Source organism: Roseateles sp. GW821-FHT09G03 (genome assembly GCF_059416045.1).
Map to the genome: position 1 here is coordinate 432,744 of NZ_JBWKOK010000001.1, position 24,534 is coordinate 457,277.

General features: G+C 67.9%; 20 protein-coding genes. 19 read left to right on the top strand and 1 reads right to left on the bottom strand.

The window, feature by feature from the left end; genetic code table 11:
* Window positions 1-257: 257 nt before the first annotated feature.
* Together AC07OZ_RS01940 and AC07OZ_RS01945 are read left to right on the top strand one after the other, a co-directional pair.
* On the top strand, window positions 258-422 hold the full coding sequence (locus AC07OZ_RS01940) for a hypothetical protein (RefSeq protein ID WP_297530647.1): 165 nt from the start codon (window positions 258-260) through the stop codon (window positions 420-422).
* 131 nt (window positions 423-553) lie between these two features.
* A complete protein-coding gene (locus AC07OZ_RS01945) occupies window positions 554-2,272 on the top strand; it encodes an NAD(P)/FAD-dependent oxidoreductase (RefSeq protein ID WP_495465482.1) in 1,719 nt (572 codons plus the stop codon).
* 171 nt (window positions 2,273-2,443) lie between these two features.
* Here the strand turns inward: AC07OZ_RS01945 and AC07OZ_RS01950 are convergent, their stop codons facing one another.
* Window positions 2,444-3,601 carry a lytic polysaccharide monooxygenase gene (locus AC07OZ_RS01950; RefSeq protein WP_495465483.1) on the bottom strand — a complete coding sequence of 386 codons (1,158 nt, stop codon included), beginning with the start codon at window positions 3,599-3,601 and terminating at the stop codon, window positions 2,444-2,446.
* A gap of 229 nt (window positions 3,602-3,830) precedes the next feature.
* Between AC07OZ_RS01950 and AC07OZ_RS01955 the strand changes: the two genes are divergently transcribed.
* The 17 genes from AC07OZ_RS01955 (at window position 3,831) to gltX (ending at window position 24,428) form a co-directional block, all read left to right on the top strand.
* On the top strand, window positions 3,831-4,802 hold the full coding sequence (locus tag AC07OZ_RS01955) for a LysR family transcriptional regulator (RefSeq protein WP_495465484.1): 972 nt from the start codon (window positions 3,831-3,833) through the stop codon (window positions 4,800-4,802).
* Between the two features lie 46 nt (window positions 4,803-4,848).
* Window positions 4,849-6,285, top strand: a complete 1,437-nt coding sequence (leuC, locus tag AC07OZ_RS01960; protein ID WP_495465485.1) for a 3-isopropylmalate dehydratase large subunit — start codon at window positions 4,849-4,851, stop codon at window positions 6,283-6,285.
* 36 nt (window positions 6,286-6,321) lie between these two features.
* Window positions 6,322-6,972 carry a 3-isopropylmalate dehydratase small subunit gene (leuD, locus tag AC07OZ_RS01965; RefSeq protein WP_495465486.1) on the top strand — a complete coding sequence of 217 codons (651 nt, stop codon included), beginning with the start codon at window positions 6,322-6,324 and terminating at the stop codon, window positions 6,970-6,972.
* Window positions 6,973-6,979: 7 nt separating this feature from the next.
* On the top strand, window positions 6,980-8,089 hold the full coding sequence (gene leuB, locus AC07OZ_RS01970; protein WP_495465487.1) for a 3-isopropylmalate dehydrogenase: 1,110 nt from the start codon (window positions 6,980-6,982) through the stop codon (window positions 8,087-8,089).
* Between the two features lie 132 nt (window positions 8,090-8,221).
* The gene (gene asd, locus AC07OZ_RS01975) at window positions 8,222-9,352 is read left to right on the top strand and encodes an aspartate-semialdehyde dehydrogenase (RefSeq protein WP_495465488.1); all 1,131 of its coding nucleotides are present in this window, start codon (window positions 8,222-8,224) and stop codon (window positions 9,350-9,352) included.
* Window positions 9,353-9,734: 382 nt separating this feature from the next.
* Complete coding sequence (locus AC07OZ_RS01980; RefSeq protein ID WP_495465489.1) at window positions 9,735-12,401, top strand: motility hub landmark protein FimV; 2,667 nt, start codon at window positions 9,735-9,737, stop codon at window positions 12,399-12,401.
* An 89-nt stretch (window positions 12,402-12,490) separates the two neighbouring features.
* Complete coding sequence (gene truA / locus AC07OZ_RS01985; protein ID WP_495465490.1) at window positions 12,491-13,273, top strand: tRNA pseudouridine(38-40) synthase TruA; 783 nt, start codon at window positions 12,491-12,493, stop codon at window positions 13,271-13,273.
* Between the two features lie 7 nt (window positions 13,274-13,280).
* Complete coding sequence (locus AC07OZ_RS01990; RefSeq protein WP_495465491.1) at window positions 13,281-13,916, top strand: phosphoribosylanthranilate isomerase; 636 nt, start codon at window positions 13,281-13,283, stop codon at window positions 13,914-13,916.
* A 57-nt stretch (window positions 13,917-13,973) separates the two neighbouring features.
* The gene (gene trpB / locus AC07OZ_RS01995; RefSeq protein ID WP_495465492.1) at window positions 13,974-15,296 is read left to right on the top strand and encodes a tryptophan synthase subunit beta; all 1,323 of its coding nucleotides are present in this window, start codon (window positions 13,974-13,976) and stop codon (window positions 15,294-15,296) included.
* Window positions 15,293-16,090, top strand: coding sequence for a tryptophan synthase subunit alpha (gene trpA, locus AC07OZ_RS02000; protein ID WP_495465493.1), 798 nt, complete (start codon window positions 15,293-15,295; stop codon window positions 16,088-16,090). Before trpB ends, trpA begins: the two co-directional genes overlap by 4 nt.
* Window positions 16,091-16,150: 60 nt before the next feature.
* Window positions 16,151-17,023 carry an acetyl-CoA carboxylase, carboxyltransferase subunit beta gene (gene accD, locus AC07OZ_RS02005; protein ID WP_297530625.1) on the top strand — a complete coding sequence of 291 codons (873 nt, stop codon included), beginning with the start codon at window positions 16,151-16,153 and terminating at the stop codon, window positions 17,021-17,023.
* A gap of 98 nt (window positions 17,024-17,121) precedes the next feature.
* Window positions 17,122-18,519, top strand: coding sequence for a bifunctional tetrahydrofolate synthase/dihydrofolate synthase (gene folC, locus AC07OZ_RS02010; protein ID WP_495465494.1), 1,398 nt, complete (start codon window positions 17,122-17,124; stop codon window positions 18,517-18,519).
* 164 nt (window positions 18,520-18,683) lie between these two features.
* Window positions 18,684-19,655 carry an SPOR domain-containing protein gene (locus AC07OZ_RS02015; RefSeq protein WP_495465495.1) on the top strand — a complete coding sequence of 324 codons (972 nt, stop codon included), beginning with the start codon at window positions 18,684-18,686 and terminating at the stop codon, window positions 19,653-19,655.
* Window positions 19,656-19,723: 68 nt separating this feature from the next.
* Window positions 19,724-20,212: a CvpA family protein gene (locus AC07OZ_RS02020; RefSeq protein WP_495465496.1), complete on the top strand. Its 489-nt coding sequence runs from the start codon at window positions 19,724-19,726 to the stop codon at window positions 20,210-20,212.
* A gap of 72 nt (window positions 20,213-20,284) precedes the next feature.
* Window positions 20,285-21,796: an amidophosphoribosyltransferase gene (gene purF / locus AC07OZ_RS02025; RefSeq protein ID WP_088407344.1), complete on the top strand. Its 1,512-nt coding sequence runs from the start codon at window positions 20,285-20,287 to the stop codon at window positions 21,794-21,796.
* A complete protein-coding gene (locus tag AC07OZ_RS02030; protein WP_495465497.1) occupies window positions 21,796-23,031 on the top strand; it encodes an O-succinylhomoserine sulfhydrylase in 1,236 nt (411 codons plus the stop codon). The genes purF and AC07OZ_RS02030 overlap by 1 nt, the downstream gene beginning before the upstream one ends.
* Window positions 23,028-24,428 carry a glutamate--tRNA ligase gene (gltX, locus tag AC07OZ_RS02035; protein WP_495465498.1) on the top strand — a complete coding sequence of 467 codons (1,401 nt, stop codon included), beginning with the start codon at window positions 23,028-23,030 and terminating at the stop codon, window positions 24,426-24,428. The genes AC07OZ_RS02030 and gltX overlap by 4 nt, the downstream gene beginning before the upstream one ends.
* Window positions 24,429-24,534 lie beyond the last annotated feature (106 nt).

Below are 24,534 nucleotides of genomic sequence, written 5' to 3' on the forward strand. Positions count from 1 at the left end.
CGCCTCGGGTGCCGTCCTGGCCGGATGCGAGTCATCGTCGCGACGACCCGATCGACGGTCAACGGACCCGAGGGGGGATGGTTGACAGGGCGCCGTCCCCGCAGCGGGGGAGAGCGGAGACCCCGCCGGCGCGTGTAAACTCCCGCCCTTCACCGTATTTCCGACGCTGCTCCAGGCAACCGGTCGCCCATTCGGGTCCGAGGCCGGCGAGTCTGTGACTTCGGGCAGGTGTTTCTCAGTTCATTACCGGAGCCAACATGGGCAACAAGATCATCACCGAAGCCGATCGCAAGGCGGCACCCCGTCCCGTCGCGCCCAAGGGCGTGACCGTGACTTCGCATCGCGGTCAGAAGAGCAGCCTCGAGCGCGGTTCGCACACCCGCTCGAAGAAGAACCCGGGCAAGCGTCCGCACTCGGGTTGAGGTCGCGGGGAGTTCCTCCCCATCGATCCGACAACAGGCCCATGCCCTCCGGCGGGGCCTGTTTTGTTTTCAGCGAGGCTCATGGCTTGAGCACATGACCTGACCCTCGCGCCGCTGCCCGATCAATCGCCATGATCCGCATCAACGAACTCCGCCTGCCCCTCCATCACCCCGAGGAGGCGCTGCGCCCTGCCGTCGTCGAACGGCTCGGCATCCCCGACGCGCAGCTCACCGCCTTCACCGTCTTCAAGCGCAGCTACGACGCCCGCAAGAAGACCGCGATGGTGCTGATCTATTCCGTCGATTGCGAAATCAACGGTGGGGGCGACGCCGCCGCTGAAGCCGCGCTGCTCCAGCGCCACGCCGGCGACACGCACATCAAGCCTTCTCCCGATACCGACTACAAATTCGCCGGTCATGCGCCGGCCGGCTTCTTTGCGCCGGCCGCCGGTGGCGCAGGGGAGGCCGGCGAACGCCCGCGTCCCATCGTCATCGGCTTCGGCCCCTGCGGTCTCTTCGCCGCACTGATCCTGGCGCAGATGGGCCTGCGGCCCATCGTGCTCGAACGCGGCAAGCAGGTCCGCGAGCGCACCAAGGACACCTGGGGCCTGTGGCGCGAAAGCGTGCTCGATCCCGAATCGAACGTCCAGTTCGGCGAAGGCGGCGCGGGCACCTTCTCCGACGGCAAGCTCTACAGCCAGATCTCCGATCCGCGCTTCCTCACGCGCAAGGTGCTGACCGAGTTCGTCAAGGCCGGCGCGCCCGAGGAGATCCTCTTCGTCAGCAAGCCGCACATTGGGACCTTCCGCCTGGTGAGCATGATCATCAAGATGCGTGCCGAGATCGAAAGCCTCGGCGGCGAGATCCGCTTCCAGCAGAAGGTCACCGACCTGCTCATCGAACCCGGCGCCGACGGCCAGCAGCATGTGCGCGGCGTGACGCTCGCGTCCGGCGAGCAGCTCCGCGCCGACCACGTCGTCATCGCGCTCGGCCACAGCGCGCGCGACACCTTCACGATGCTGCACGAGCGCGGCGTCCACATGGAGGCCAAGCCGTTCTCCATCGGCTACCGCATCGAGCATCCGCAGTCGATCATCGACAAGGCCCGCTTCGGCCCGAATGCGGGGCATCCGATCCTCGGCGCGGCCGACTACAAGCTGGTCCACCACGCGGGCAACGGCCGCTCGGTCTACAGCTTCTGCATGTGCCCCGGCGGCACCGTGGTCGCGGCGACGTCCGAGCCCCACCGCGTCGTCACCAACGGCATGAGCCAGTACTCCCGCAACGAGCGCAACGCGAATGCGGGCATCGTCGTCGGCATCACGCCTGAGGACTACCGCCAGGACGGCAAGAAGGACGGCAGCGCCGTCAATCCGCTGGACGGCTTCGCGTTCCAGCGCTTCTGGGAATCGCGCGCCTATGAGCTCGGCGAGGGCAACTACCTGGCGCCGGCCGCGCTGGTGGGCGACTTCGTCAAGCGCCAGCGCAGCACCGCGCTGGGCAGTGTCGAGCCGAGCTACAAGCCCGGCGTCACGATGACCGACCTGCAGCAGAAGGGTAACGGCAGCCTGCCGAAATACGCGCTCGACGCGATCCGCGAGGCGCTGCCGGCCTTCGAGCGCCAGATCCGCGGCTTCGCGATGAACGACGCGGTGCTGACCGGTGTCGAGACGCGGACGTCCTCGCCACTGCGCATCACGCGCGGCAAGGACTACCAGAGCCTGAACGTCCGCGGCCTGTATCCGGCGGGCGAGGGCGCCGGCTACGCCGGCGGCATCATGTCCGCCGGCGTCGACGGCATCGAGGTGGCTGAGGCCGTGGGCCGCAGCCTCCTGGGTATCAAGGACTGACCCCGACTTCCTGTCGCGCCATCCACCGCGCCGCGAGCCACGACATCACCCGCGCACCATGCCGCATCGCGGCAGAGGGTGCCGGGGGCGCCGGGGAGGAATGCGGAGCCTGCGACGCGATTGACGACACGGTGCCCCCGGCACCCTCTGCCGGCGCTCGGTGGTGGCAGTTCAGACCGCCTGCCAGAGCGTGGGCGACGCCGCCGGATTCCAGCCCGCGCCGGCCCAGGCCGTGTGCGCCTGCAGGCAGCGGTATTGCTTGCCCTGGTAGCTCACGATCTGCCCGGTGGCGTAGCTCGATCCTTCCGACCACGCGGGCGCGCCGCCCGGCGGGTTCGTCGGAGGCACCGTCGGCAGGATGACGTCCAGCGCGTAGCTCGCGCCCGAGTTGGCGTTCTGCAGGTAGACGTCCATCACTGTCGCGCCGCCCGGCACGACGACGCTGCCGCCTTGCAGGGTGCCGACCTTCACGTAGCCCGAGGTCTGGTTGACCTTGGTCGCGATCTGTCCGAGCCACACGGCCTTGGTCGCCGCGGCGGTCAGCGTCACCGAGATCGTCTCCAGGTCATTGCCCGCGCCGTTGAACACGCGCATCTTCACCTGGCTGCCCGACAGCAGGTCCTGCGCCGCCGAGACTTGGCCGATCTGCTTCAGCCCTGAGGGCGTGCCGGGCGGCGTCGTGCCGCCGCCGAAGTCCACGTCCGAGCAGGCATAAAAGGCTTCGGTGCTGTCCGCCCGCTGCCAGGCCGAGAACAGCACATGCTTGCCGGTGCGCCGCGGCAGGCTCAGCTTCATCGTGTAGGTCTTGCCCGACGCTGCGGTGACGATTTGGTCCGGGCCGAGCTGCTGGACCTGCTCCAGGTCCGACCAGCGCAGGGGCGAGGTCGTCGGATTCCAGCCGTCGCGCGTCAGGAAGAAGGTCCAGTTCAATGAGCGGTGCGGCGCGGTCGCGTTGTAGCGGTACTCGTACTTGCCGTCGGCGCCCGGCGAGTAGGCCGTGCTGGGCCAGTCCGCGCGCGCCAGGTCGAAGCCCTTGAACTTCTCCTGTCCGCCGGCGCAGATCTTGAGGTCGGGCACCACCGCCTTGTGGTTGCCGTTGGCGGCGGCCTGGTTGACGCCGTTCCAGTCGTAGATGGCCTGCTCGCCGCCGAACGCGATCGCGGCCTGGCAGGCCGGCAGCGACGGGTTCTTGTAGCAGTTGTACTGGCGCGAGATCGGGAACTCCGGCGCGCCGTGGGCGAACACAGTGCTGGGGGACAGCAGGGTGGTCACGACGGTCGACAAGGTGGCCAGCGCGGCAGCGCCAGCGGATCGGGCTCGAAGGTTCATTCAGGTCTCCTGAAAGGTGTAGGGATGAACGCCCTCAGTGCGACGGGCCCGACATCGCACCAAAGAAGTACCACCATAGGACCTGATAAATACCAAAACAAGCGAAACAACGGTAACGACGGTCGCTGAAGATTTTCCAGCTTTCGTTTCAGGCGAAGGGATTATCATGAACGACCGCAGTCTTGCTCTCTGAGCGAAGGCTACAGTTCAACCCAGCCGCCGCCGAACCATGCGCCTCGACCTCACCACCTTGAATCTCGTGTTGGCGATCGAACAGACTCGATCCATCACCCGCGGGGCCGAGCGCGAGCATCTGGCGCTGGCCGCGGCCAGCAAACGGATTTCCGACCTGGAGACGCGCCTCGGGGTGCAGCTGTTCGAGCGTCGCGCCCGCGGCGTCGAGCCCACTGAAGCCTGCCGTGCGCTGGTCCGTCACATCCGCTCGCTGCATGCCTCGCTGCATGCGCTGGAGAGCGAGGTCGTCGAGTTCGCGCGCGGCATCAAGGGCCACCTGCGCATCGCCGCCAACGCCGGCGCGATCGCCGAGGCGCTGCCCCCCGACCTGGCGGCGTTCTCGCAGGCTCATCCGCAGATCCGCATCAGCCTCGAGGACCAGACCAGCGCCGAGGTGCAGGCCGCCGTCGCCGAAGGCCGCGCCGACGTCGGCGTCTTCACCACGCCGCTGCTGGACAACCGGCTGCAGACCTGGTCCTACCGCACCGGTCGACTGGCCGTCCTGGTGCCGGCGGGGCACGAGCTCGCCGGGCGCGAGTCGGTCAGCTTCGACGACCTGCTCGATCACGACCTCGTCGGCCTGCACGGCGGCGCCGCGGCGCAGGAACTGATGATGCAGGAAGCCATGACCCGCGGCCGCACGCTCAAGGCGCGGCTGCAGGTGCGCGGCTTCGACGCGATCGCGCAGTTGGTCGAGGCCGGCCTGGGCGTCGCGGTGCTGCCCGACGCGCCGTCGCGCCGTTTCGCGCAGGTCTTCGACGTGAAGCGCCTGACGCTGGATGAAGCCTGGGCCCAACGCGACTATGTTCTGGGTGTGGCCCGTCAGGAGCGCCTGCCGACCGTCGTCCAGCGTTTCGTCGACGCGCTGTGCCCGGCCGCCAAGGAGGCCGCCGCGGCGGGCGCGTCCGCCACGCCCGCGAATCCCAGTAATTCCGCAAATCAAGTTGCCAAGGCCGGCTCGAAGTGAGCCGCAAAGACAGCCATCTTTCCCTGAAGTGATGGAGAGCCATCCCATGACCGCCAACATCTCCCACGCCGGCTCGCCGCGCACCCTCTACGACAAGCTCTGGGACGAACACGTGGTGCACACCGAGGAGGACGGCACGTCCGTCCTCTACATCGACCGCCACCTTGTCCACGAGGTCACCAGCCCGCAGGCCTTCGAAGGACTGGACCTGGCCGGCCGCAAGGTCTGGCGCCTGTCGGCCAACCTGGCCGTCAGCGACCATAACGTGCCGACCACCGACCGCAGCCAGGGCATCGCCGATCCAGTGTCTCGCCTGCAGGTCGACACGCTCGACAAGAACTGCGACCGCTTCGGCATCACGCAGTTCAAGATGAACGACAAGCGCCAGGGCATCGTGCACGTGATCGGGCCGGAGCAGGGCGCCACGCTGCCCGGCATGACCGTTGTCTGCGGCGACAGCCACACGTCCACGCACGGCGCCTTCGGTGCGCTGGCGCACGGCATCGGCACCTCCGAGGTCGAGCACGTGCTGGCCACGCAGACGCTGCTGGCGAAGAAGGCCAAGAACCTGCTGATCAAGGTCGAGGGTCAGGTCATGCCCGGCGTCGGCGCCAAGGACATCGTGCTGGCGATCATCGGCCGCATCGGCACCGCGGGCGGCACCGGCTACACGATCGAGTTCTCCGGCAGCGCCATCCGCGCGCTGTCGATGGAAGGCCGCATGACCGTGTGCAACATGGCGATCGAGGCGGGCGCGCGCGCCGGCCTGATCGCCGTCGACGAGACGACGCTGCAGTACGTCAAGGGCCGCCCGTTCACGCCGACCGGTGTCGAATGGGACCAGGCCGTCCAGTACTGGCGCACGCTGCATTCGGACGCCGGCGCGAAGTTCGACGCGGTCGTCGAGCTCGATGCCGCGCAGATCCGTCCGCAGGTCACCTGGGGCACCTCGCCCGAGATGGTCCTGTCCATCGACGACCGCGTGCCCGATCCCGACAAGGAGAAGGACGCCGTCAAGCGCGGTGCCATCGAGCGCGCGCTGCAGTACATGGCGCTGGAGCCGAACAAGGCGATCAACGACATCCGCATCGACAAGGTCTTCATCGGCAGCTGCACCAACAGCCGCATCGAGGACATGCGCGAGGCCGCGGCTGTCGTGAAGCGCCTGGGCGGCCGCGTGGCCGGCAACGTCAAGCTGGCGATGGTGGTGCCGGGCTCGGGTCTGGTGAAGGCGCAGGCCGAGGCCGAGGGGCTGGACCAGATCTTCAAGGCCGCGGGCTTCGAATGGCGCGAGCCGGGCTGCTCGATGTGCCTGGCGATGAACGCCGATCGGCTGGAGCCGGGCGAGCGCTGTGCCTCCACCAGCAACCGCAATTTCGAAGGCCGGCAGGGCGCCGGCGGCCGCACCCACCTGGTGAGCCCCGCGATGGCCGCCGCCGCCGCGATGGAAGGCCACTTCGTCGACGTGCGTCGCATCGCCTGAGCCCCCAGGATCGACAGTACCGACAGGACACCCGCCATGGACAAGTTCACCGTGCACAAGGGCCTCGTGGCCCCGATGGATCGCGAGAACGTCGACACCGACGCGATCATCCCCAAGCAATTCCTGAAATCGATCAAGCGCAGCGGCTTCGGCCCGAATCTCTTTGACGAGTGGCGCTATCTCGATCACGGCGAGCCGGGCCAGGATCCGGCCAGCCGCAAGCCCAATCCGGACTTCGTGCTGAACCAGCCGCGTTATCAAGGCGCCTCGGTGCTGATCGCGCGCAGCAACTTCGGCTGCGGTTCCAGCCGCGAGCACGCGCCCTGGGCACTGCAGCAGTACGGCTTCCGCGCGCTGATCGCGCCGAGCTTCGCCGACATCTTCTTCAACAACACCTTCAAGAACGGCGTGCTGCCGATCGTGTTGCCGGAGAGCCAGGTCGCGCGCCTGTTCGACGAGGTCTTCGCGTTCCCCGGCTATCAGCTGACGGTGGACCTGGAGCGCCAGGTCGTCGTCAAGGCCGATGGCGAGGAATTGCCCTTCGACGTCCAGCCGTTCCGCAAGTACTGTCTGCTCAACGGCTTCGACGACATCGCGCTGACGCTGCGTCATGCCGACAAGATCAAGGCCTTCGAAGCCGAACGCATCGCCACCAAGCCGTGGCTCAACAATCGAATTTCTCGCTGAGGACCCTATGAAGATCGCAGTCCTGCCCGGTGACGGCATCGGCACCGAAATCGTCGCGGAGGCCGTCAAGGTCCTGAACGTGCTCGATCTCCCGTTCGAGCTCGAGACCGCGCCCGTCGGCGGCGCCGCCTACGAGGCCTCCGGCCATCCGCTGCCCGAGGCGACGCTCAAGCTCGCGCAGGAAGCGGACGCGGTGCTGTTCGGCGCCGTCGGCGACTGGAAGTACGACAAGCTGGAGCGCGCGCTGCGCCCGGAGCAGGCCATCCTGGGTCTGCGCAAGGCCCTCGGCCTGTTCGCCAACTTCCGCCCCGCGATCTGCTACGAGCAGCTCACCCATGCGTCGAGCCTCAAGCCCGAACTGGTCGCCGGCCTGGACATCCTGATCATCCGCGAGCTCACCGGCGACATCTATTTCGGCCAGCCGCGGGGCCGCCGCACGGCCGTCGACGGTCACTTCCCCGGCAGCGAGGAAGCCTTCGACACGATGCGCTACTCACGCCCGGAGATCGAGCGCATCGCCCACGTCGCCTTCCAGGCCGCGCGCAAGCGCAACAGGAAGGTGACCTCGGTCGACAAGGCCAACGTGCTGGAGACCTTCCAGTTCTGGAAGGACGTCGTCACCGAGGTCCACAAGGACTACCCCGACGTCGAGCTGGACCACATGTACGTCGACAACGCCGCGATGCAACTGGTCAAGGCGCCCAAGAAGTTCGACGTCGTCGTCACCGGCAACATGTTCGGCGACATCCTGTCGGACGAGGCGGCGATGCTGACCGGCTCGATCGGCATGCTGCCCAGCGCCTCGTTGGACAAGAACAACAAGGGCCTCTACGAACCCAGCCACGGCAGCGCGCCGGACATCGCGGGCAAGGGGATCGCCAATCCGCTGGCTACAATCCTTTCCGCTGCCATGATGCTCAAGTTCTCCCTCCACCAGCCCGAAGCCGCCGCTCGTATCGAGTCGGCGGTTCAAGCCGTGCTGGCCCAGGGTCTGCGTACCGCGGACATCTGGAGCGAGGGCACCCAGAAGGTGAGCACCCGCGAGATGGGTGATGCCGTCGTGACCGCGATCGTCGCGGCCAAAGGCATTACCACGACCAAAACCATCAAGAGCTAGTCCGCTCCGGTTCGTCTCGCCCCACCTCACACACCCGGCGAAGCGAGCCGGGCAGGCTCCCAGGGTGTGTGACGGTGTTTGGGCGATGCCCGGCCAGCAGTGCCGGGCCTTTCAATGAACGAAGGTACGCAAATGACGACATTGGTTGGTTTGGTGGGGTGGCGCGGCATGGTCGGCTCGGTGCTGATGGACCGCATGGCGCAGGAGCGCGATTTCGATCTGATCGAGCCGCTGTTCTTCAGCACGTCGAACGCGGGCGGCACCGCCCCGGCGTTCGCGAAGAACGAGACGGCGCTGCAGAACGCCTTCGACATCGATCAGCTCAAGCGCTGCGAGATCATCATCACCTGCCAGGGTGGCGACTACACCGCCGAGGTCTATCCCAAGCTGCGCGCCGCGGGGTGGAACGGCCACTGGATCGACGCCGCGTCCACACTGCGCATGGCCGACAACGCCGTGATCGTGCTGGACCCGGTCAACATGCCGGTGATCAAGAACGCGCTGTCCAAGGGCGGCCGCGACTGGATCGGCGGCAACTGCACCGTCAGCTGCATGCTGATGGGCGTGGGCGCGCTGTACAAGGCCGGGCTGGTTGAGTGGATGTCCACGCAGACCTACCAGGCCGCGTCCGGCGGCGGCGCGCAGCACATGCGCGAGCTGCTGACCCAGTACGGCACGCTGAACGCGGAAGTGAAGGCGCTGCTGGACGACCCCAAGAGCGCCATCCTCGAGATCGATCGCAAGGTCATCGCCAAGCAGCGCGCGCTGTCCGCCGACGAGATCGCCAACTTCGGCGTGCCGCTGGGCGGCTCGCTGATCCCGTGGATCGACAAGGACCTCGGCAACGGCATGTCCAAGGAAGAGTGGAAGGGCATGGCCGAGACCAACAAGATCCTCGGCCAGGGCGAGGGCTTCGGCACCGCCGCCATCCCGGTCGACGGTTTCTGCGTGCGCGTGGGCGCGATGCGCTGCCACTCGCAGGCGCTGACCCTCAAGCTGCGCAAGGACGTGCCGCTGGACGAGATCGAAGCCATGATCGCCGCGGACAACGAGTGGGTGAAGGTCGTGCCCAACACGCGCGAAGCCACGATCAAGGACCTGACCCCGGTTGCCGTCACCGGCACGATGACGATTCCGGTCGGCCGCATCCGCAAGCTGGCCATGGGGCCGGAATACGTCGGCGCGTTCACCGTCGGTGACCAGTTGCTGTGGGGCGCGGCGGAACCGCTGCGCCGGATGCTGCGCATCCTGCTGGATCGTTGATCGGCACTTTGCCGGTCGTCGTCGACACGACGCCGGCTGGCGCGTAGCGCTCTGAAAGCGGTGGCCATGCCACCGCTTTTTTTCATCCCGATTAGGGATTGCCAGAGGGCGTTCGCGTTGCCTTCTAGCGACAAGGCGGTAACCACCTGTGTATCTGCGCTAGCTCATCGTTGTTATTCATGAGCTACCTCAGCAACGATGCGTATATGCTTGCCACCGTTGTGATTTTCTACCGCGGGAATGGCTGGGAGCCTGCCCGGGCGCATCAGTCGCACAACAACAATACGTCAGACAGGCGGTCCTTTGGATGGGCCGCCTTGTTGCTTTGGGGGACGCCTTGAAAAAACATGCGAGCGCATATGCGCGATTTGCGCTGAGCCAGGTGGCCGCGGTCACCGCGTTGGGACTGGCGGCGGGTTCCGCCTACGGCCTGGGGCTTGGGAAACTGACGGTGCAATCGGCGCTTGGCGAAACGCTGCGCGCGGAGATCGACGTCAGCAGCCTCAGTCCCGAGGAAGCCGGCTCGCTCAAGCTGCGCGTCGCGCCGCCTGAGTCCTACCGGGCTTCGGGTCTGGACTACAACGCGGTGCTGGCCAGCACGCAGGTGCAACTGGCCCGCCGCGCCGATGGCCGGCCCTTCCTGCGCCTGAGCAGCGACCGCGCGGTCCAGGAACCGTTCGTCGACGTCATCCTCGAGGTGAACTGGTCGAGCGGCCGCCTGACCCGCGAATTCACGCTGCTGTTCGATCCGCCGAGCAACACCAATGTCGCGCGTTCCAACGAGCCGACCACTTCCCCGGTGATCTCGGCGCCCGCGTCGACGCCGTCGGTTGTCGCACCGCCCCCGGTCGCACGCACGCAGGCGCCGGTGTCCTCCGCGCCTGCCACGCCGGTGAGTCAGCCGCCCGCGCCCGCCACGGCGCGCGCACCGCGTCCGGCCCCGTCGCCCGCGGCGGCCGCACCGGCCACGCCCGGCTCCGAGTACACGGTCCAGCCCGGCGACACGCTGTCTCGCATCGCGGGCCGCACCCAGCCGTCCGGCGTGTCGCTGGACCAGATGCTGGTCGGTCTGTACCGCAGCAACCCGGACGCGTTCATCAGCCAGAACATGAACCGGCTGAAGTCGGGTGCCGTGCTGTCCGTGCCCGGCAGCGAGGCCGTCCAGTCGATCACGCCGCAGGAAGCGCGCCGCGTCATCCAGGCGCAGAGCAGCGACTTCGGCGGATATCGCCAGCGTCTGGCCGAAGCCGCGCCGGCGCTGAAGGCGGAAGAGAACAGCCGTCAGGCCAAGGGTTCCGTGCAGGCCTCCGTCGAGGACCGCAAGCCCGCGACGTCTACCGCCCCGGACAAGCTGACGCTGAGCAAGCCCAGCGGCGTTGCCGGCGCGGAGTCCAAGGTGTCGAAGGACACCGAGAAGAAGGATTCGGCGGCCAGAGTCGCCGAACTGACCCGCAACGTCGAAGAGCTGAAGAAGCTGTCGAGCGCCGCGTCGAAGCCGGCTGCGGCGACGACCGCGGCAGCGCCGGCCCCCGCGCCGACGCCGGCCCCCGCGCCTGCACCGGCTCCCGCGCCGGCCGTGGTGCCGCCGGTGACCGTCGCCGCGAACGTGCCCGCGGCCGCATCGGAAGCGCCTGCCGCCCCGGCCTCGGCCGCGGTGGCTGAAGTTCCCGCTTCGCGCCCGGTCGCCGCTTCGGCACCGCGCGCCGTGCCGGCACCCAAGCCAGAGCCGGAGGAGCCCGGCTTCCTCGATTCGCTGGGCGACTACCTGCCCGCGCTCGTGGCCGCCCTGGCCGTGATCGCCGGTGGCATCGGCTACAACCGCTGGCGCGCGCGCCGCGATGCGGCCTCGCGTTCCGAGACCGCGTTCGCGGAAAGCCGCCTGGCGCCGGACTCGTTCTTTGGTCACAGCGGCGGTCAGCGCGTCGACACGCGCGACGCTTCGACGACCGGTCAGTCGTCGATGAGCTATTCGCTGAGCCAGCTCGATGCGATCGGCGACGTCGATCCGGTCGCCGAAGCCGACGTCTACCTGGCCTACGGCCGCGACCTGCAGGCCGAGGAAATCCTGAAGGAGGCGCTGCGCGCCAATCCGGAGCGTCTGGCCATCCGCCTGAAGCTGCTGGAGGTCTATGGCAAGCGCCGCGACATCAAGGGCTTCGAGCAACTGGCCGTCCAGCTGTACGCCGAGACCAAGGGTCAGGGCGAGGATTGGGCGAAGGTCCAGGAACTCGGCCGCCAGGCTGATCCGGAGAATCCGCTGTACCAGCCCGGCGGCGCGCCGACGATGTTCGAGAACGACGACGAGCGCCCCGAGCCGATGAACGCGAGCACCTTGCCCGCGACCGGCATGGCCCATCCGGGCGGCGGCGCGCTGGCCCGCGCGGCGGCGACCGCCGCGGCGGCGGCTGCGGCCGCGCCGCGTGACAGCGGCCCGTCCAGCCTGATGGACCTCGATCTGGACCTGGACCTGGGTTCGCCGCCGGCACCGGCGCCGGCCATGGCCGCCACGCAGGCGTTGCCCTCGTCCGCCAGCCAGGCGCCGATGAACATGGACCTGGACCTGAGCACACCGCCGGCTCCCACCGCCGCCAGCGCCCGCGAACTCGAGTTCGACCTCGGTGACCTGGACGATCTGGGCGGCAGCACGCCGGCCTCGGCGCCCGCGCAGGATCCGTCGTCGCTGGACTTCGACCTGTCGAGCATCGACCTGGACCTGCCGACCGACGCACCGGCCAGCCGGGACGAGCGCACGATCGGCAAGGTGAACGACATCGAGGACATCGCGTCCGTCGATCTGCCCGATCTGGACGCGCTGCCCGATGCCAAGCCGTCGACCCGGGACACGATGAGCCTGGACGACCTGGGCGTCGACCTCGACAGCATCGACCCGAACGACGACGAGGCCCTTCAGCGTCAGATCGAGCTGGCTGAAGAGTTCCGTCAGATCGGCGACACCGAAGGCGCGCGCGACGTGCTGCAGGAGCTGGTCGGCAAGGCCGACGGTCCGATGCGCGCCCGCGCTCAACAGATGCTGGACCAGCTTCGCTAAACTGCGAGCGGTTCACGACAAGGCGCTCGGCCTGGCCGGGCGCCTTTTCTTTTTGGCGTTCACTTTTTTCCTGAGATCCGGAGATCCGCATGCGCGTGGCGCTGGGCGTGAGTTACCGCGGCGAGGCCTACAAGGGCTGGCAGAGCCAGCCGGGCGGCGGCACCGTCCAGGACGCGCTGGAGGCGGCGCTTGCCCAGTTCATCGCGCAGCCGGTCCGCACGATCTGCGCCGGCCGCACCGACACCGGCGTCCACGGGTTGAACCAGGTAGTCCACTTCGACTCGCCGGTGGCGCGCGAGGAGTTCTCTTGGGTCCGCGGCGTCAACCGCTACCTGCCGCGCGACGTCGCGGTCCAGTGGGCCGCGTTCCCCGGCGATGACTTCCACGCGCGCAACCTGGCGCGCGGCCGGCGCTACTGGTACCTGCTGCTGGAGTCGAACGTGCGGCCCTCCATCCAGGCCGGCAGCGTCGGCTGGATCTTCCGGCCGCTGGACGGCGACGCGATGCGCGACGCGGCTTCGCGGCTGGTCGGCGAACATGACTTCAGTTCGTTCCGTTCCGCGGAGTGCCAGGCGGCCTCACCGGTGAAGATCCTGCGCGGCATCGAGATCCACCGCCGCGGCCCGTACTGGCGCTTCGAGTTCGACGGCATCGCCTTCCTGCATCACATGATCCGCAACATCATGGGCTGCCTGATCGCCGTGGGCGCGGGGCAGAAGCCGCCGTCGTGGCTGGACGAGGTGCTGGCGGCGCGGTCCCGCGATGCCGCGGCGCCGACCTTCCCGCCGGACGGGCTGTACTTCGTCGGCCCGACCTACGACGATCACCTGAATCTGCCGCGGCACACGGCGGCGATGGACTGGTTGCCTTGAATCCCCTATGACCCGCACCCGAATCAAGATCTGCGGCCTGACCCGCGAAGCCGATGTCGACGTCGCTGTCGACGCTGGCGCCGACGCGATCGGGCTGGTCTTCTACGAGAAGAGCCCGCGCGCCGTCAGTGTCGAACGCGCCGCGGCATTGGCGCGGCGCCTGCCGCCGTTCGTGACGCCCGTGGGCCTGTTCGTCAATGCGTCGCCCGAGGCGATCCAGGCGGCGCTGGCGGCGATCCCGACGCTGACGCTTCAGTTCCATGGCGATGAGACGCCCGAGGACTGCGATCGCTGGGCGCGCCCCTATCTGCGCGCGGCACGGATGGCGCCGGGCTTCGATTTGCTAGACTTCGTCTCTCGGTTCTCCCGCGCCCAGGCCGTGCTGGTCGACGCCTTCGTCGACGGTTACGGTGGAGGCGGAAAGGTCTTCGATTGGTCACTGCTGCCTCCAAGCGTTCCCTCTCCGGTCGTTTTGTCTGGTGGGTTGAGTGCAGCCAACGTGATCGATGGCGTGCTGAAGGTGCGGCCCTGGGCCGTTGACGTCAGCTCCGGCGTGGAGGCCTCCAAGGGCCTCAAGGACGCCGGCAAGATCCGCCAGTTCTGCGATGCCGTGCGCGAGGCCGACCGCCTGAAGTCGGCTTGAACTCCTGCCTTTGATCCCCGCAGGTTCGCAGACGGGCATCCTCACCGAGGACCCCTCATGTCCAAGACTTTGAATCCATCCGCGACCCCGTTCGTCACGGGCCCGCTCGCGGGTTACGAGCAGCCCGATGCGCAAGGCCGTTTCGGCCCCGTGTCCACCGCCAACTCCCACGGCTACTACGGCGGCCGCTTCGTCGCCGAGACGCTGATCCACGCGCTCGACGAACTCAACGAGGCGTACGCCCGCTACAGCCAGGACCCGGAATTCATCCGCGAGTTCCAGTACGAGCTGGCGCACTTCGTCGGCCGGCCGAGCCCGATCTATCACGCCAGGCGGCTGAGCAGCGAGCTCGGCGGCGCGCAGATCTTCCTCAAGCGCGAGGACCTGAACCACACCGGCGCGCACAAGGTCAACAACACCATCGGCCAGGCGCTGCTCGCGAGACGCATGGGCAAGAAGCGCGTCATCGCCGAGACCGGCGCCGGCCAGCACGGCGTCGCCACCGCGACGATCTGCGCCCGCTACGGCATGGAGTGCGTCGTGTACATGGGCTCCGAGGACGTGAAGCGCCAGTCGCCCAACGTCTACCGGATGAACCTGCTGGGCGCGCGTGTCGTGCCGGTGGAGTCCGGCTCGAAGACGCTGAAGGATGCGCTCAACGAAGCGATGCGCGACTGGGTCACCCACATCGAGTCGACCTTCTACATCATCGGCACCGTGGCCGGCCCGCATCCGTATCCGATGATGGTCCGCGACTTCCAGCGCGTCATCGGCGACGAGTGCCTCGTGCAGATGCCCGAGATGACCGGCAGACAGCCCGATGCCGTCATCGCCTGCGTGGGCGGCGGCAGCAACGCGATCGGGATCTTCTACCCGTACATCCCGCATGCGGATGTGCGCCTGATCGGCGTCGAGGCGGCGGGGCAGGGCGTCGACACGCCCAAGCACGCGGCCACGTTGACCGCCGGCTCGCCCGGCGTGCTGCACGGCAACCGCACCTACCTGCTGCAGGACGACGCGGGGCAGATCATCGAGACGCATTCGATCTCCGCCGGCCTGGACTACCCGGGCGTCGGCCCCGAGCATGCCTACCTGAAGGACATCGGCCGCGCCGAATATGTCGGTGCCACCGATACCGAGGCGCTCGCCGCCTTCCACCGGCTGTGCCGCACCGAGGGCATCATCCCCGCGCTCGAATCGAGCCATGCGCTGGCGCATGCGCTCAAGCTCGCGCCGACGATGCGGCCGGACCAGCACCTGCTGGTCAACCTCTCCGGTCGCGGCGACAAGGACATCGGCACCGTGGCCGACCTGTCGGGCGCCGAGTACTTCGACCGGCCCTCGATGGCCGGCCACGCCGTGAAGGGAGGCGCGCAATGAGCCGCATCCAAGCCACCTTCGCCCGCCTGGGCGCCGAGGGCCGCAAGGCGCTGATCCCCTACGTTACCGCGGGCGATCCTTACGCGGACGTGACCGTCGAGCTGATGCTGGCGATGGCGAAGGCCGGCGCCGACGTGATCGAGCTCGGCGTGCCGTTCTCCGATCCGATGGCCGACGGCCCGGTGATCCAGAAGGCCAGCGAACGCGCGCTGGCCAAGGGCATCACGCTGACGCATGTGCTGGCGATCGTCCGCGACTTCCGTCGGCAGGATGACGCGACGCCGGTCGTGCTGATGGGTTACGCCAACCCGGTCGAGCGTTTCGGCCTGGAGCGCTTCGTCACCGAGGCCAAGGCCGCCGGGGTCGACGGCGTGCTGATCGTCGATTACCCGCCGGAGGAATCCGAGGCCTTCGCCGCCGCGCTGAAGGCGCAGGGGCTGGATCCGATCTTCCTGCTCGCCCCGACGTCGACCGACGAGCGCGTCGCCCGCATCGGGCAGCTCGCCAGCGGCTACGTCTACTACGTCTCCCTCAAGGGCGTGACCGGCGCCGGCCACCTGGACACCGGCGCCGTCGCCGAGGCGATGCCGCGTCTGCGCAAGCACGTGAGCATCCCGCTGGGCGTCGGATTCGGCATCCGCGACGGCGCCACGGCGGCCGCCGTGGCGCGCCATGCGGACGCGGTGGTGATCGGTTCGGCCCTCGTCCAGCTGATCGAGTCCCAGACAAGGGATAATGTCGCGATCCAGGCGGCGGCCTTCATCCGAGACATCCGCGCCGCGCTGGACGCCTGAACAGGGTCGACGGTGTCGATACCCCGCTCGGCCGTCCGGCCTTAGCTATAGGAGCCCGCCATGAGTTGGCTTGAGAAACTGCTTCCCCCGAAGATCCAGCAGACCGACCCCGACCAGCGCCGCACGGTGCCGGAAGGCCTGTGGATCAAGTGCCCGTCCTGCGAAACGGTGCTGTACAAGACCGACCTCGAGCAGAACGTCAACGTCTGCCCGAAGTGCGGTCACCATCACCGCATCGGCGCCCGGGCCCGCCTGGACGCGTTCCTGGACGGCGAAGGCCGCTACGAGGTCGGCCAGGAAGTGCTGCCCGTGGACGCGCTGAAGTTCAAGGACAGCAAGAAGTATCCGGACCGGCTCAAGGAAGCGCTGGAATCGACCGGCGAGACCGACGCGCTGGTCGTCATGGGCGGCGCGGTGATGAGCATCCCGGTCGTGGCGGCCTGCTTCGAGTTCGACTTCATGGGCGGCTCGATGGGCTCCGTGGTCGGCGAGCGCTTCGCGCGCGGCGTCGAGACCGCGCTGGAGCAGAAGACCCCTTTCATCTGCTTCACCGCTACCGGCGGCGCGCGGATGCAGGAGGGCCTGCTTTCGCTGATGCAGATGGCCAAGTCCAACGCCGCGCTCACGCGCCTGGCCAAGGCGAAGCTGCCCTATGTCAGCGTGCTGACCGATCCGACGATGGGCGGCGTCTCGGCGAGCTTCGCGTTCGTGGGTGACATCGTGATCGCAGAACCCAAGGCGCTGATCGGCTTCGCCGGCCCGCGCGTCATCGAGAACACCGTGCGCGAGAAGCTGCCCCCGGGTTTCCAGCGCGCCGAGTTCCTGATGGAGAAGGGCGCGATCGACATGATCGTCGACCGCCGCAAGCTGCGCGAGGTCATCGCCCGCAACCTGGCCATCCTGCAGCGGCAGAGCTCCGACGCGGTCGCCTGACGTTCGCGGCTGCGAACCACCCCCGGGGTGGTGACGGTACTCAGCACGGCCAGACCACTCCCGGTCTGGCCGTCTTCATTTGAGCCTTGGAATTTCCGATGTCCTCCACTTCGTCCCCCTCAGCCGTCTCGAACGATCTTTCCATTCCCGTGCTGACCCCCGGCGGCAACGCGCAGCAGGTGCTCGACGCCTGGCTGGCCCGTTGCGAGCGGCTGCATCCGAAGGAGATCGACATGACGCTGGCGCGCGTCGCCGAGATGCGCCAACGCCTGAACCTGAACTTCGGCCCGGATACGCCGGTCGTGATGGTCGCCGGCACGAACGGCAAGGGCTCCACCTGCGCCATGCTGGAAAGCGTCGCGCTGCAGGCGGGGTACCGTGTCGGTCTCTACATCAAGCCGCACCTGGTGCACTTCCAGGAGCGCTGCCGCGTCGGCGGCCAGCCGGTCGACGCCGCAGCGCTGCTGCCGCATTTCGAAGCGGTGGAAAAGGCCCGCGGTGAACTGGCGCTGACCTATTTCGAGTTCACGACGCTGGCGATCCTGCACAAGCTCGCGTCGGAACCGCTGGACCTGGTGATCCTGGAAGTCGGCCTGGGCGGGCGCCTGGATGCGGTGAACGTCATCGACGCCGACTGCAGTGTCATCACCAGCATCGACCTGGATCACACCGAGTACCTCGGCCCGGACCGCGAGTCCGTCGGCCGCGAAAAGGCGCACATCATGCGGCCGGGCAAGCCGGCGATCGTGTCCGATCCGATGCCGCCGGCCTCGATCGCGGCGTATGCCGAGTCGATCGGCGCGGAAGTGCGCCAACTCGGACGCGATTTCAGCTATTCCGGCGACCGCCAGCAGTGGCAGTGGGCCGGACGCGCGCGGCGCTACAGCGGCATGTCCTACCCGGCGCTGCGCGGCGTGAACCAGCTGCTGAACGCCTCGGGCGTGCTCGCGGTGTTCGAGGCGCTGTATGAGCGGCTTCCGATCTCCGCGCAGGCGGTGCGCGCAGGGCTGGCCCTCGTCGAACTGCCGGGACGCTTTCAGGTCATCCCGGGTTCGCCGATGCTGGTGCTGGACGTCGCGCACAACCCGCATGCGGTGGCAGCGCTGGCGCAGAACCTCGACCAGATGGGCTTCTATCCGCGCACCCGGGCCGTGTTCGGCGCGATGGCAGACAAGGACCTCGCCAACATCCTGGCGCGCATCTCGCCGCTGATCGACCACTGGCATTTCTGCGACCTGCCGATCGCGCGTGCGGCGAGCGCCCAGGCGCTGCAGGCGCGTTTCGACGAGGCTCGCGCGGCCGGCACGCTGCAAACGCCGAAGGACGTCGGCGCGTCGCTGCATCCGGACCCCGCATCGGCCCTGGCCGCGGCGGCGGCCGAGGCGGACCCCGCTGATAGAATTTTGGTCTTCGGTTCGTTCTTCACCGTGGGCGGCGTGCTCAAGAACGGCATCCCGAGACTGGGCGGCGGCGTCCAGCCGGAATCCGAGTCTTGAAGCGGGTGGCATTGAGCGCTTCGCAACGCTGCATTCGAATCTCTCGCAGTTGAAGTCGGCGGCCCCGTCCGTAACTACGGAGGGGCCGCTTTCCGCTCCGGGGCCGTGGGTCCCGGAGGCACTCCCGCGGCGACGGCGCGGCATCAACCAGGTCCTCCGAGTACATGGGTCTTCTGTCCTTCCTGAAGCGCGGCGAAACGAACGACTCCGGCGACCGAGGCGGTGAACGGGCCGAGCGGGGCCGTTCCGGAGACGGTGGGCGCGGTCGCGCCCGTGGCGGCGCCGAGGCGGTCGACGATGTCCAGCAACTGCGTCTGCGGGCGCGCCGGCGCCTGATCGGCGCCGCCGTATTGGTGGGCGTCGCGGTGATCGTGTTCCCGCTGCTTTTCGAGACCCAGCCGCGTCCGATCCCCGTCGACCTGCCGATCGACATCCCGCGCAAGGACGGCGCCACGCCGTTGACGATCCCCGCGCCGACCGCCCAGACCTCGCGCGGCCAGGCCACCGGCAGTGACGCCGGCCGCGGCATCATCACGGAGTCCGCCGAGCAGGCCGCCGCCGACCGCCCGGTCCCGCCGCCGGAAGCGCCGCGGGATCCGGTCGCCGACCAAGTGGCCCAGGCCATGCCGCCCACGCGCATGGAGACCAAGCCCGACGAGCGCGCGACGATCGCCGAACCGGCGCGCCCGGCGCGTGTCGAGACCAAGCCTGAACACAAGCCCGAGGCCCGGGCCGAGACCAGACCGGAGAACAAGCCGGAGCGCAAACCCGAGCCCAAGGTCGAAGCCAAGCCGGAGCGCAAGCCCGACCCGAAGCCAGACACCCGGTCGGCCGATGCCGCCCGTGCCCAGGCGTTGCTGGACGGCCGTTCGGCCGACAAGAAGCCCGACGCCGCGGCGGTCTCCGGCGCGCGCTTCATCGTGCAGGTCGGCGCCTACGCCGACGGCAAGGCCGCCCAGGACGTGCGGTCCAAGGTCGAGCGCATGGGCCTCAAGACCTACACGCAAGCGGTCGACACGGCGGACGGCAAGCGCATCCGCGTCCGGGTGGGACCGTTCAACTCGCGCGACGAGGCGGACAAGGTCGCGGCCAAGGTCCGCGGCGGTGGCCTTTCGTCGGCCGTGCTGACGCTCTGACGGGCCGGCACGGAGCACGCCACGATGCACGACCATGACCTTTTCCCAGCGCACGTCCGATCATCGCGATGAACTGGGTCGACCTCGCGCTGCTGGGCCTGCTCCTCGTCTCGGTGCTGCTGGGCGCGTGGCGCGGCCTGGTCTTCGAGCTGATGACCATCGCCGGCTGGCTGGTCGCGTATGCGGCCTCGCCCTTCGTGGCGCCGTTCATCGAGGGCCTGCTGCCGGCCGAGAAGATCGGCCCGTCGCTGATCCATGCCGTCGGACTGGTGCTGGCGTTCATCCTGGTGCTGCTGATCTGGGGTCTTGGCGCGAAGCTGATCCGGGCGCTGATCCACGCGACGCCGCTGGGCGTGCTGGACCGGCTCGGCGGCGCGGCCTTCGGCGTGCTGCGCGCGGTGTTGCTGGCACTGCTGGCGACCGTCATCGTGGACATGACGCCGGCCGTGCGGTCGCAGCCGTGGACCGAATCGCAGATCGCGCCCTGGCTGCAGGCAACCCTCACGCAGGTGAAGCCGCTGTTGCCCGCGGCCCTGCAAGACTACATTCCGGCCTGAGCGTCACGAGCGCCCTGGCCGTCGCTTTCCTCGTCGTTTTCTTCCCGTTCCAGAAGCATTAAGGACCTCCCCATGTGCGGCATCGTCGGTGTGATTTCCAAGGCGCCGGTCAACCAGCTGATCTATGACGCGCTGCTGCTGTTGCAGCATCGCGGCCAGGACGCGGCCGGCATCGTCACGATGCAGGGTCAGAAGTGCTTCATGCACAAGGCACGCGGCATGGTGCGCGACGTCTTCCGCACCCGCAACATGCGCGGACTGCCCGGCAACGTCGGCCTCGGCCAGGTCCGCTATCCGACGGCGGGCAACGCCTACTCCGAGGAAGAGGCGCAACCGTTCTACGTCAACGCGCCCTATGGCATCGTGCTGGTCCACAACGGCAACCTGACCAACGCGCATGCGTTGAAGGATGAGCTGTTCGACGTCGACCGCCGCCACATCAACACCGAGAGCGACACCGAAGTCCTGATCAATGTGCTCGCGCACGAGCTGGAGATGGCCGGCCGCGACCTGCCGCTGACGCCGGCGCAGATCTTCAAGGCCGTGGGCACGGTGCACAAGCGCATCAAGGGCTCCTACGCCGTGATCGCGCTCATCGCCGGACACGGGCTGCTCGCGTTCCGCGATCCCTACGGCATCCGGCCGTTGTGCTTCGGCCAGGCCGCCGACGGCGAGGTCATGGTCGCCAGCGAAAGCGTGGCGCTGGAAGGCACCGGCCACGTGCTGACGCGCGACCTCGCGCCCGGCGAGGCCCTGTTCATCGACACCGCGGGCACGGTCCACACGCAGCAGTGCGCCGAGAACCCGACGCTGAATCCCTGCATGTTCGAGTTCGTCTACCTGGCGCGCCCGGACTCGGTGATGGACGGCATCTCGGTCTACCAGGCCCGCCTGAACATGGGCGAGACGCTGGCCCAGCGCCTGATCTCGACGATCCCGCCCAGCGAGATCGACGTCGTCATCCCGATCCCGGAATCGAGCCGCCCGTCGGCAATGCAGCTCGCGCATCGCATCGGCAAGCCGTACCGCGAAGGCTTCGTCAAGAACCGCTATGTCGGCCGGACCTTCATCATGCCGGGCCAGTCCACGCGCAAGAAGTCGGTGCGCCAGAAGCTCAACGCGATCGGCCTCGAATTCAAGGGCCGCAACGTGCTGCTGGTCGACGACTCCATCGTGCGCGGCACGACCTCCAAGGAAATCGTCCAGATGGCCCGCGAGGCCGGCGCGAACAAGGTCTACCTGGCCTCGGCCGCGCCGCCGGTGCGCTTCCCCAACGTCTACGGCATCGACATGCCGACCAAGGAAGAACTGATCGCCCACGGCCGTTCGATCGAGGAGATCCGGCAGTTCATCGGCGCCGACGCGCTGATCTACCAGGACGTCGATGCGATGAAGCGCGTGGTCGGCCAGCTCCGTCCGGGTCTGAACGGCTTCGAGGCTTCGTGCTTCGACGGCACCTACATCACCGGCGACGTCTCGGTCGAGGACTTCGCGACCATGCAGGCGCAGCGCAAGTCGCAGCCCGAGGAAGAGGACCTGCCGGCGCGCAGCCGCTTGGCGCTGCAAAGCGGCGGAGACCAGTGATGAGCAATGAGAAGAAGGGCGGCATCCCGCGCGTGGACCTGCCGGCCGACGTGCGGCTGGACACGCTCGCCGTCCGCGAGGGCCTGCCGCCGTCGCCCTGGGGCGAGAACTCGGAAGCGCTGTACCTGACCAGCTCCTTCGTGCATCCGGACGCGGCCACCGCCGCGCGCCGTTTCGCCAACGAGGAGGAGGCCTTCGTCTACAGCCGCTTCTCGAATCCGACGGTCATGATGATGGAGCGCCGGCTCGCGGCACTCGAAGGCACTGAGGCCTGCATCGCGACCTCGTCCGGCATGTCCGCGATCATGCTGCTGGTCATGGGCCTGCTGAAGTCCGGCGACCATGTGGTGTGCTCGCGCTCGGTGTTCGGCTCGACCATCAAGCTGCTGCAGGGCGAGTTCGGCAAGTTCGGCGTCCAGACGACCTTCGTGTCGCAGACCGACCTGGCCGAGTGGAAGAACGCGCTGCAGCCCAACACCAGGCTGCTGTTCGCCGAGACGCCGACCAATCCTCTGACGGAAGTCTGCGACGTGGCCGCGCTGGCGGAGATCGCGCACGCGCACGGCGCGCTGCTGGCCGTCGACAACTGTTTCGCCTCGCCCGCGCTGCAGCAGCCGACGAAGATGGGCGCGGACTTCATCATCCATTCCGGCACGAAGTACCTCGATGGCCAGGGGCGCGTGATCGCGGGCGCGATCTGCGCCTCGGCGAAGTACGTCGATGAGGTGTTCACGCCGGTGATGCGCTCGGTCGGCATGTCGCTGTCGCCGTTCAACGCCTGGGTCGTGCTCAAGGGCATGGAGACCTTGTCGGTGCGCATGAAGGCGCAGACCGCCAGTGCCGCGGTGCTGGCCGAATGGCTGGAGGCGCATCCCGCCATCGAGCGCGTCTACTACCCGGGCCTGAAGTCGCATCCGCAGCATGAGCTCGCGATGCGCCAGCAAGGCGGGCAGGGCGGGGCGGTGGTGTCGTTCATCGTCAAGAGCAGTGCGGACGACAACGGCCGTGCCGTCGCCTTCCACGTGATCGACCGGACGAAGATCTGCTCGATCACCGCCAACCTCGGCGACACCAAGACCACCATCACGCATCCGGCCAGCACCTCGCACGGCCGGCTCACCGAGCCGCAGCGCCAGGCGGCCGGCATCACGCAGGGTCTGATCCGCGTCGCGGTCGGCCTGGAAGACATCGAAGACATCAAGGCCGACCTGGCCCGCGGTTTGAATTCCCTATGACGACTCCCTCCACCCCGGTCCGCACCCGCATCGCCCCGTCGCCGACGGGCTTCCTGCACCTCGGCACGGCGCGCACGGCGCTGTTCTCTTGGGCGTACGCGCGCCATCATGGCGGCGAATTCGTGCTGCGCATCGAGGACACCGACGTCGCGCGGTCGACGCAGGATTCGGTCGACCAGATCCTGGCCTCGATGAAGTGGCTGGGCCTCGAGTACGACGAAGGTCCGATCTACCAGATGCAGCGCCTGGAACGCTATCACGCGGTCATCGAGCAGATGATCGCGGCCGGCACCGCCTACCGCTGCTACTGCTCGCCCGAGGAGCTCACCGCGATGAAGGCAGGTCAGGAGGCCCGCGGCGAGAAGCGTCGTTATGACGGCACCTGGCGTCCGGAGCCGGGCAAGACCTTGCCGGCGATCCCCGCCGACATCGAACCGGTGGTGCGCTTCAAGAATCCGATCGATGGCGACGTGACCTGGGATGACCTGGTCAAGGGGCCGATCACGATCAACAACCGCGAGATCGACGACCTCATCCTGCTGCGTCCCGACGGCGTGCCGACCTACAACTTCGCGGTCGTGATCGACGACTGGGACATGAAGATCACGCACGTCTTCCGTGGCGACGAGCACATCAACAACACGCCCTGGCAGATCAACCTCTTCAACGCACTGGGCGCGGCGCTGCCGGCGTTCGGCCACATTCCCGTGATCCTGGGCGACGACGGCCTGAAGCTGTCCAAGCGCCGTGGCGCGGTCAGCGTCACCGCGTACGAGGAGAACGGCTATCTGCCCGAGGCGATGCTGAACTATCTATCGCGACTGGGCTGGAGCCACGGCGACGACGAGCTCTACAGCGTGGCGCAACTGGTGTCGTGGTTCGACGGCAGCCACATCTCGAAGAGCCCCGCGCAATGGGATCCGGCCAAGCTGGAATGGGTCAACTCGCACTACATCAAGCAGGCCGACGATGCGCGGCTGGCCTCGCTGGTCGCGGCGCAGCTGACCAAGCGGGGCTTGGCCGCGCCGGAGCGCCTGGAAGCGATGTGCGGCCTGTTCAAGGACCGCTGCAGCACGACGGTGGCGCTGACTGACTGGCTGGCGATGTATGTGTCGCCAGTGACCCCGAGCGAGACTGATCGCGCCCAACACCTGACCGACGCGATCAAGCCGGCCGTGCTGGCCTTCGCGGACAAACTCGAAGCGCTGGCGGTGTGGGACAAGGCCGCCATCAGTGGGGCCATCAAGGAAACCATAGCCACACACGGTCTGAAGATGCCGCAACTGGCGATTCCCGTGCGAGTGCTGGCCTGTGGCCGTTCGCAGACGCCGTCGGTGGATGCGGTGCTGGAACTTTTCGACAAAGAAATTTTGTTGAACCGCTTGCGTTCCGTTTAAAACTCGATCTATACTCTCGTTCTCGCTTGAACAGCGCGACGTTCGAAACGAACTTCGAAGCGGCAACGATGAATCAAAACGGGGAGCGCAAGCTCCCCGATGAAAT

Excerpts from the sequence above, each read along its gene's own strand:
- AC07OZ_RS01950 (WP_495465483.1), bottom strand. The coding sequence starts at position 3,601 with ATGAACCTTCGAGCCCGATCCGCTGGCGCTGCCGCGCTGGCCACCTTG.
- purF (WP_088407344.1), top strand. The coding sequence starts at position 20,285 with ATGTGCGGCATCGTCGGTGTGATTTCCAAGGCGCCGGTCAACCAGCTG.
- AC07OZ_RS02020 (WP_495465496.1), top strand. The coding sequence starts at position 19,724 with ATGAACTGGGTCGACCTCGCGCTGCTGGGCCTGCTCCTCGTCTCGGTG.
- folC (WP_495465494.1), top strand. The coding sequence starts at position 17,122 with ATGTCCTCCACTTCGTCCCCCTCAGCCGTCTCGAACGATCTTTCCATT.
- AC07OZ_RS02030 (WP_495465497.1), top strand. The coding sequence starts at position 21,796 with ATGAGCAATGAGAAGAAGGGCGGCATCCCGCGCGTGGACCTGCCGGCC.
- accD (WP_297530625.1), top strand. The coding sequence starts at position 16,151 with ATGAGTTGGCTTGAGAAACTGCTTCCCCCGAAGATCCAGCAGACCGAC.
- leuD (WP_495465486.1), top strand. The coding sequence starts at position 6,322 with ATGGACAAGTTCACCGTGCACAAGGGCCTCGTGGCCCCGATGGATCGC.
- truA (WP_495465490.1), top strand. The coding sequence starts at position 12,491 with ATGCGCGTGGCGCTGGGCGTGAGTTACCGCGGCGAGGCCTACAAGGGC.
- trpB (WP_495465492.1), top strand. The coding sequence starts at position 13,974 with ATGTCCAAGACTTTGAATCCATCCGCGACCCCGTTCGTCACGGGCCCG.
- AC07OZ_RS02015 (WP_495465495.1), top strand. The coding sequence starts at position 18,684 with ATGGGTCTTCTGTCCTTCCTGAAGCGCGGCGAAACGAACGACTCCGGC.
- gltX (WP_495465498.1), top strand. The coding sequence starts at position 23,028 with ATGACGACTCCCTCCACCCCGGTCCGCACCCGCATCGCCCCGTCGCCG.
- AC07OZ_RS01990 (WP_495465491.1), top strand. The coding sequence starts at position 13,281 with ATGACCCGCACCCGAATCAAGATCTGCGGCCTGACCCGCGAAGCCGAT.
- trpA (WP_495465493.1), top strand. The coding sequence starts at position 15,293 with ATGAGCCGCATCCAAGCCACCTTCGCCCGCCTGGGCGCCGAGGGCCGC.
- leuC (WP_495465485.1), top strand. The coding sequence starts at position 4,849 with ATGACCGCCAACATCTCCCACGCCGGCTCGCCGCGCACCCTCTACGAC.
- AC07OZ_RS01945 (WP_495465482.1), top strand. The coding sequence starts at position 554 with ATGATCCGCATCAACGAACTCCGCCTGCCCCTCCATCACCCCGAGGAG.
- AC07OZ_RS01955 (WP_495465484.1), top strand. The coding sequence starts at position 3,831 with ATGCGCCTCGACCTCACCACCTTGAATCTCGTGTTGGCGATCGAACAG.
- leuB (WP_495465487.1), top strand. The coding sequence starts at position 6,980 with ATGAAGATCGCAGTCCTGCCCGGTGACGGCATCGGCACCGAAATCGTC.
- asd (WP_495465488.1), top strand. The coding sequence starts at position 8,222 with ATGACGACATTGGTTGGTTTGGTGGGGTGGCGCGGCATGGTCGGCTCG.
- AC07OZ_RS01940 (WP_297530647.1), top strand. The coding sequence starts at position 258 with ATGGGCAACAAGATCATCACCGAAGCCGATCGCAAGGCGGCACCCCGT.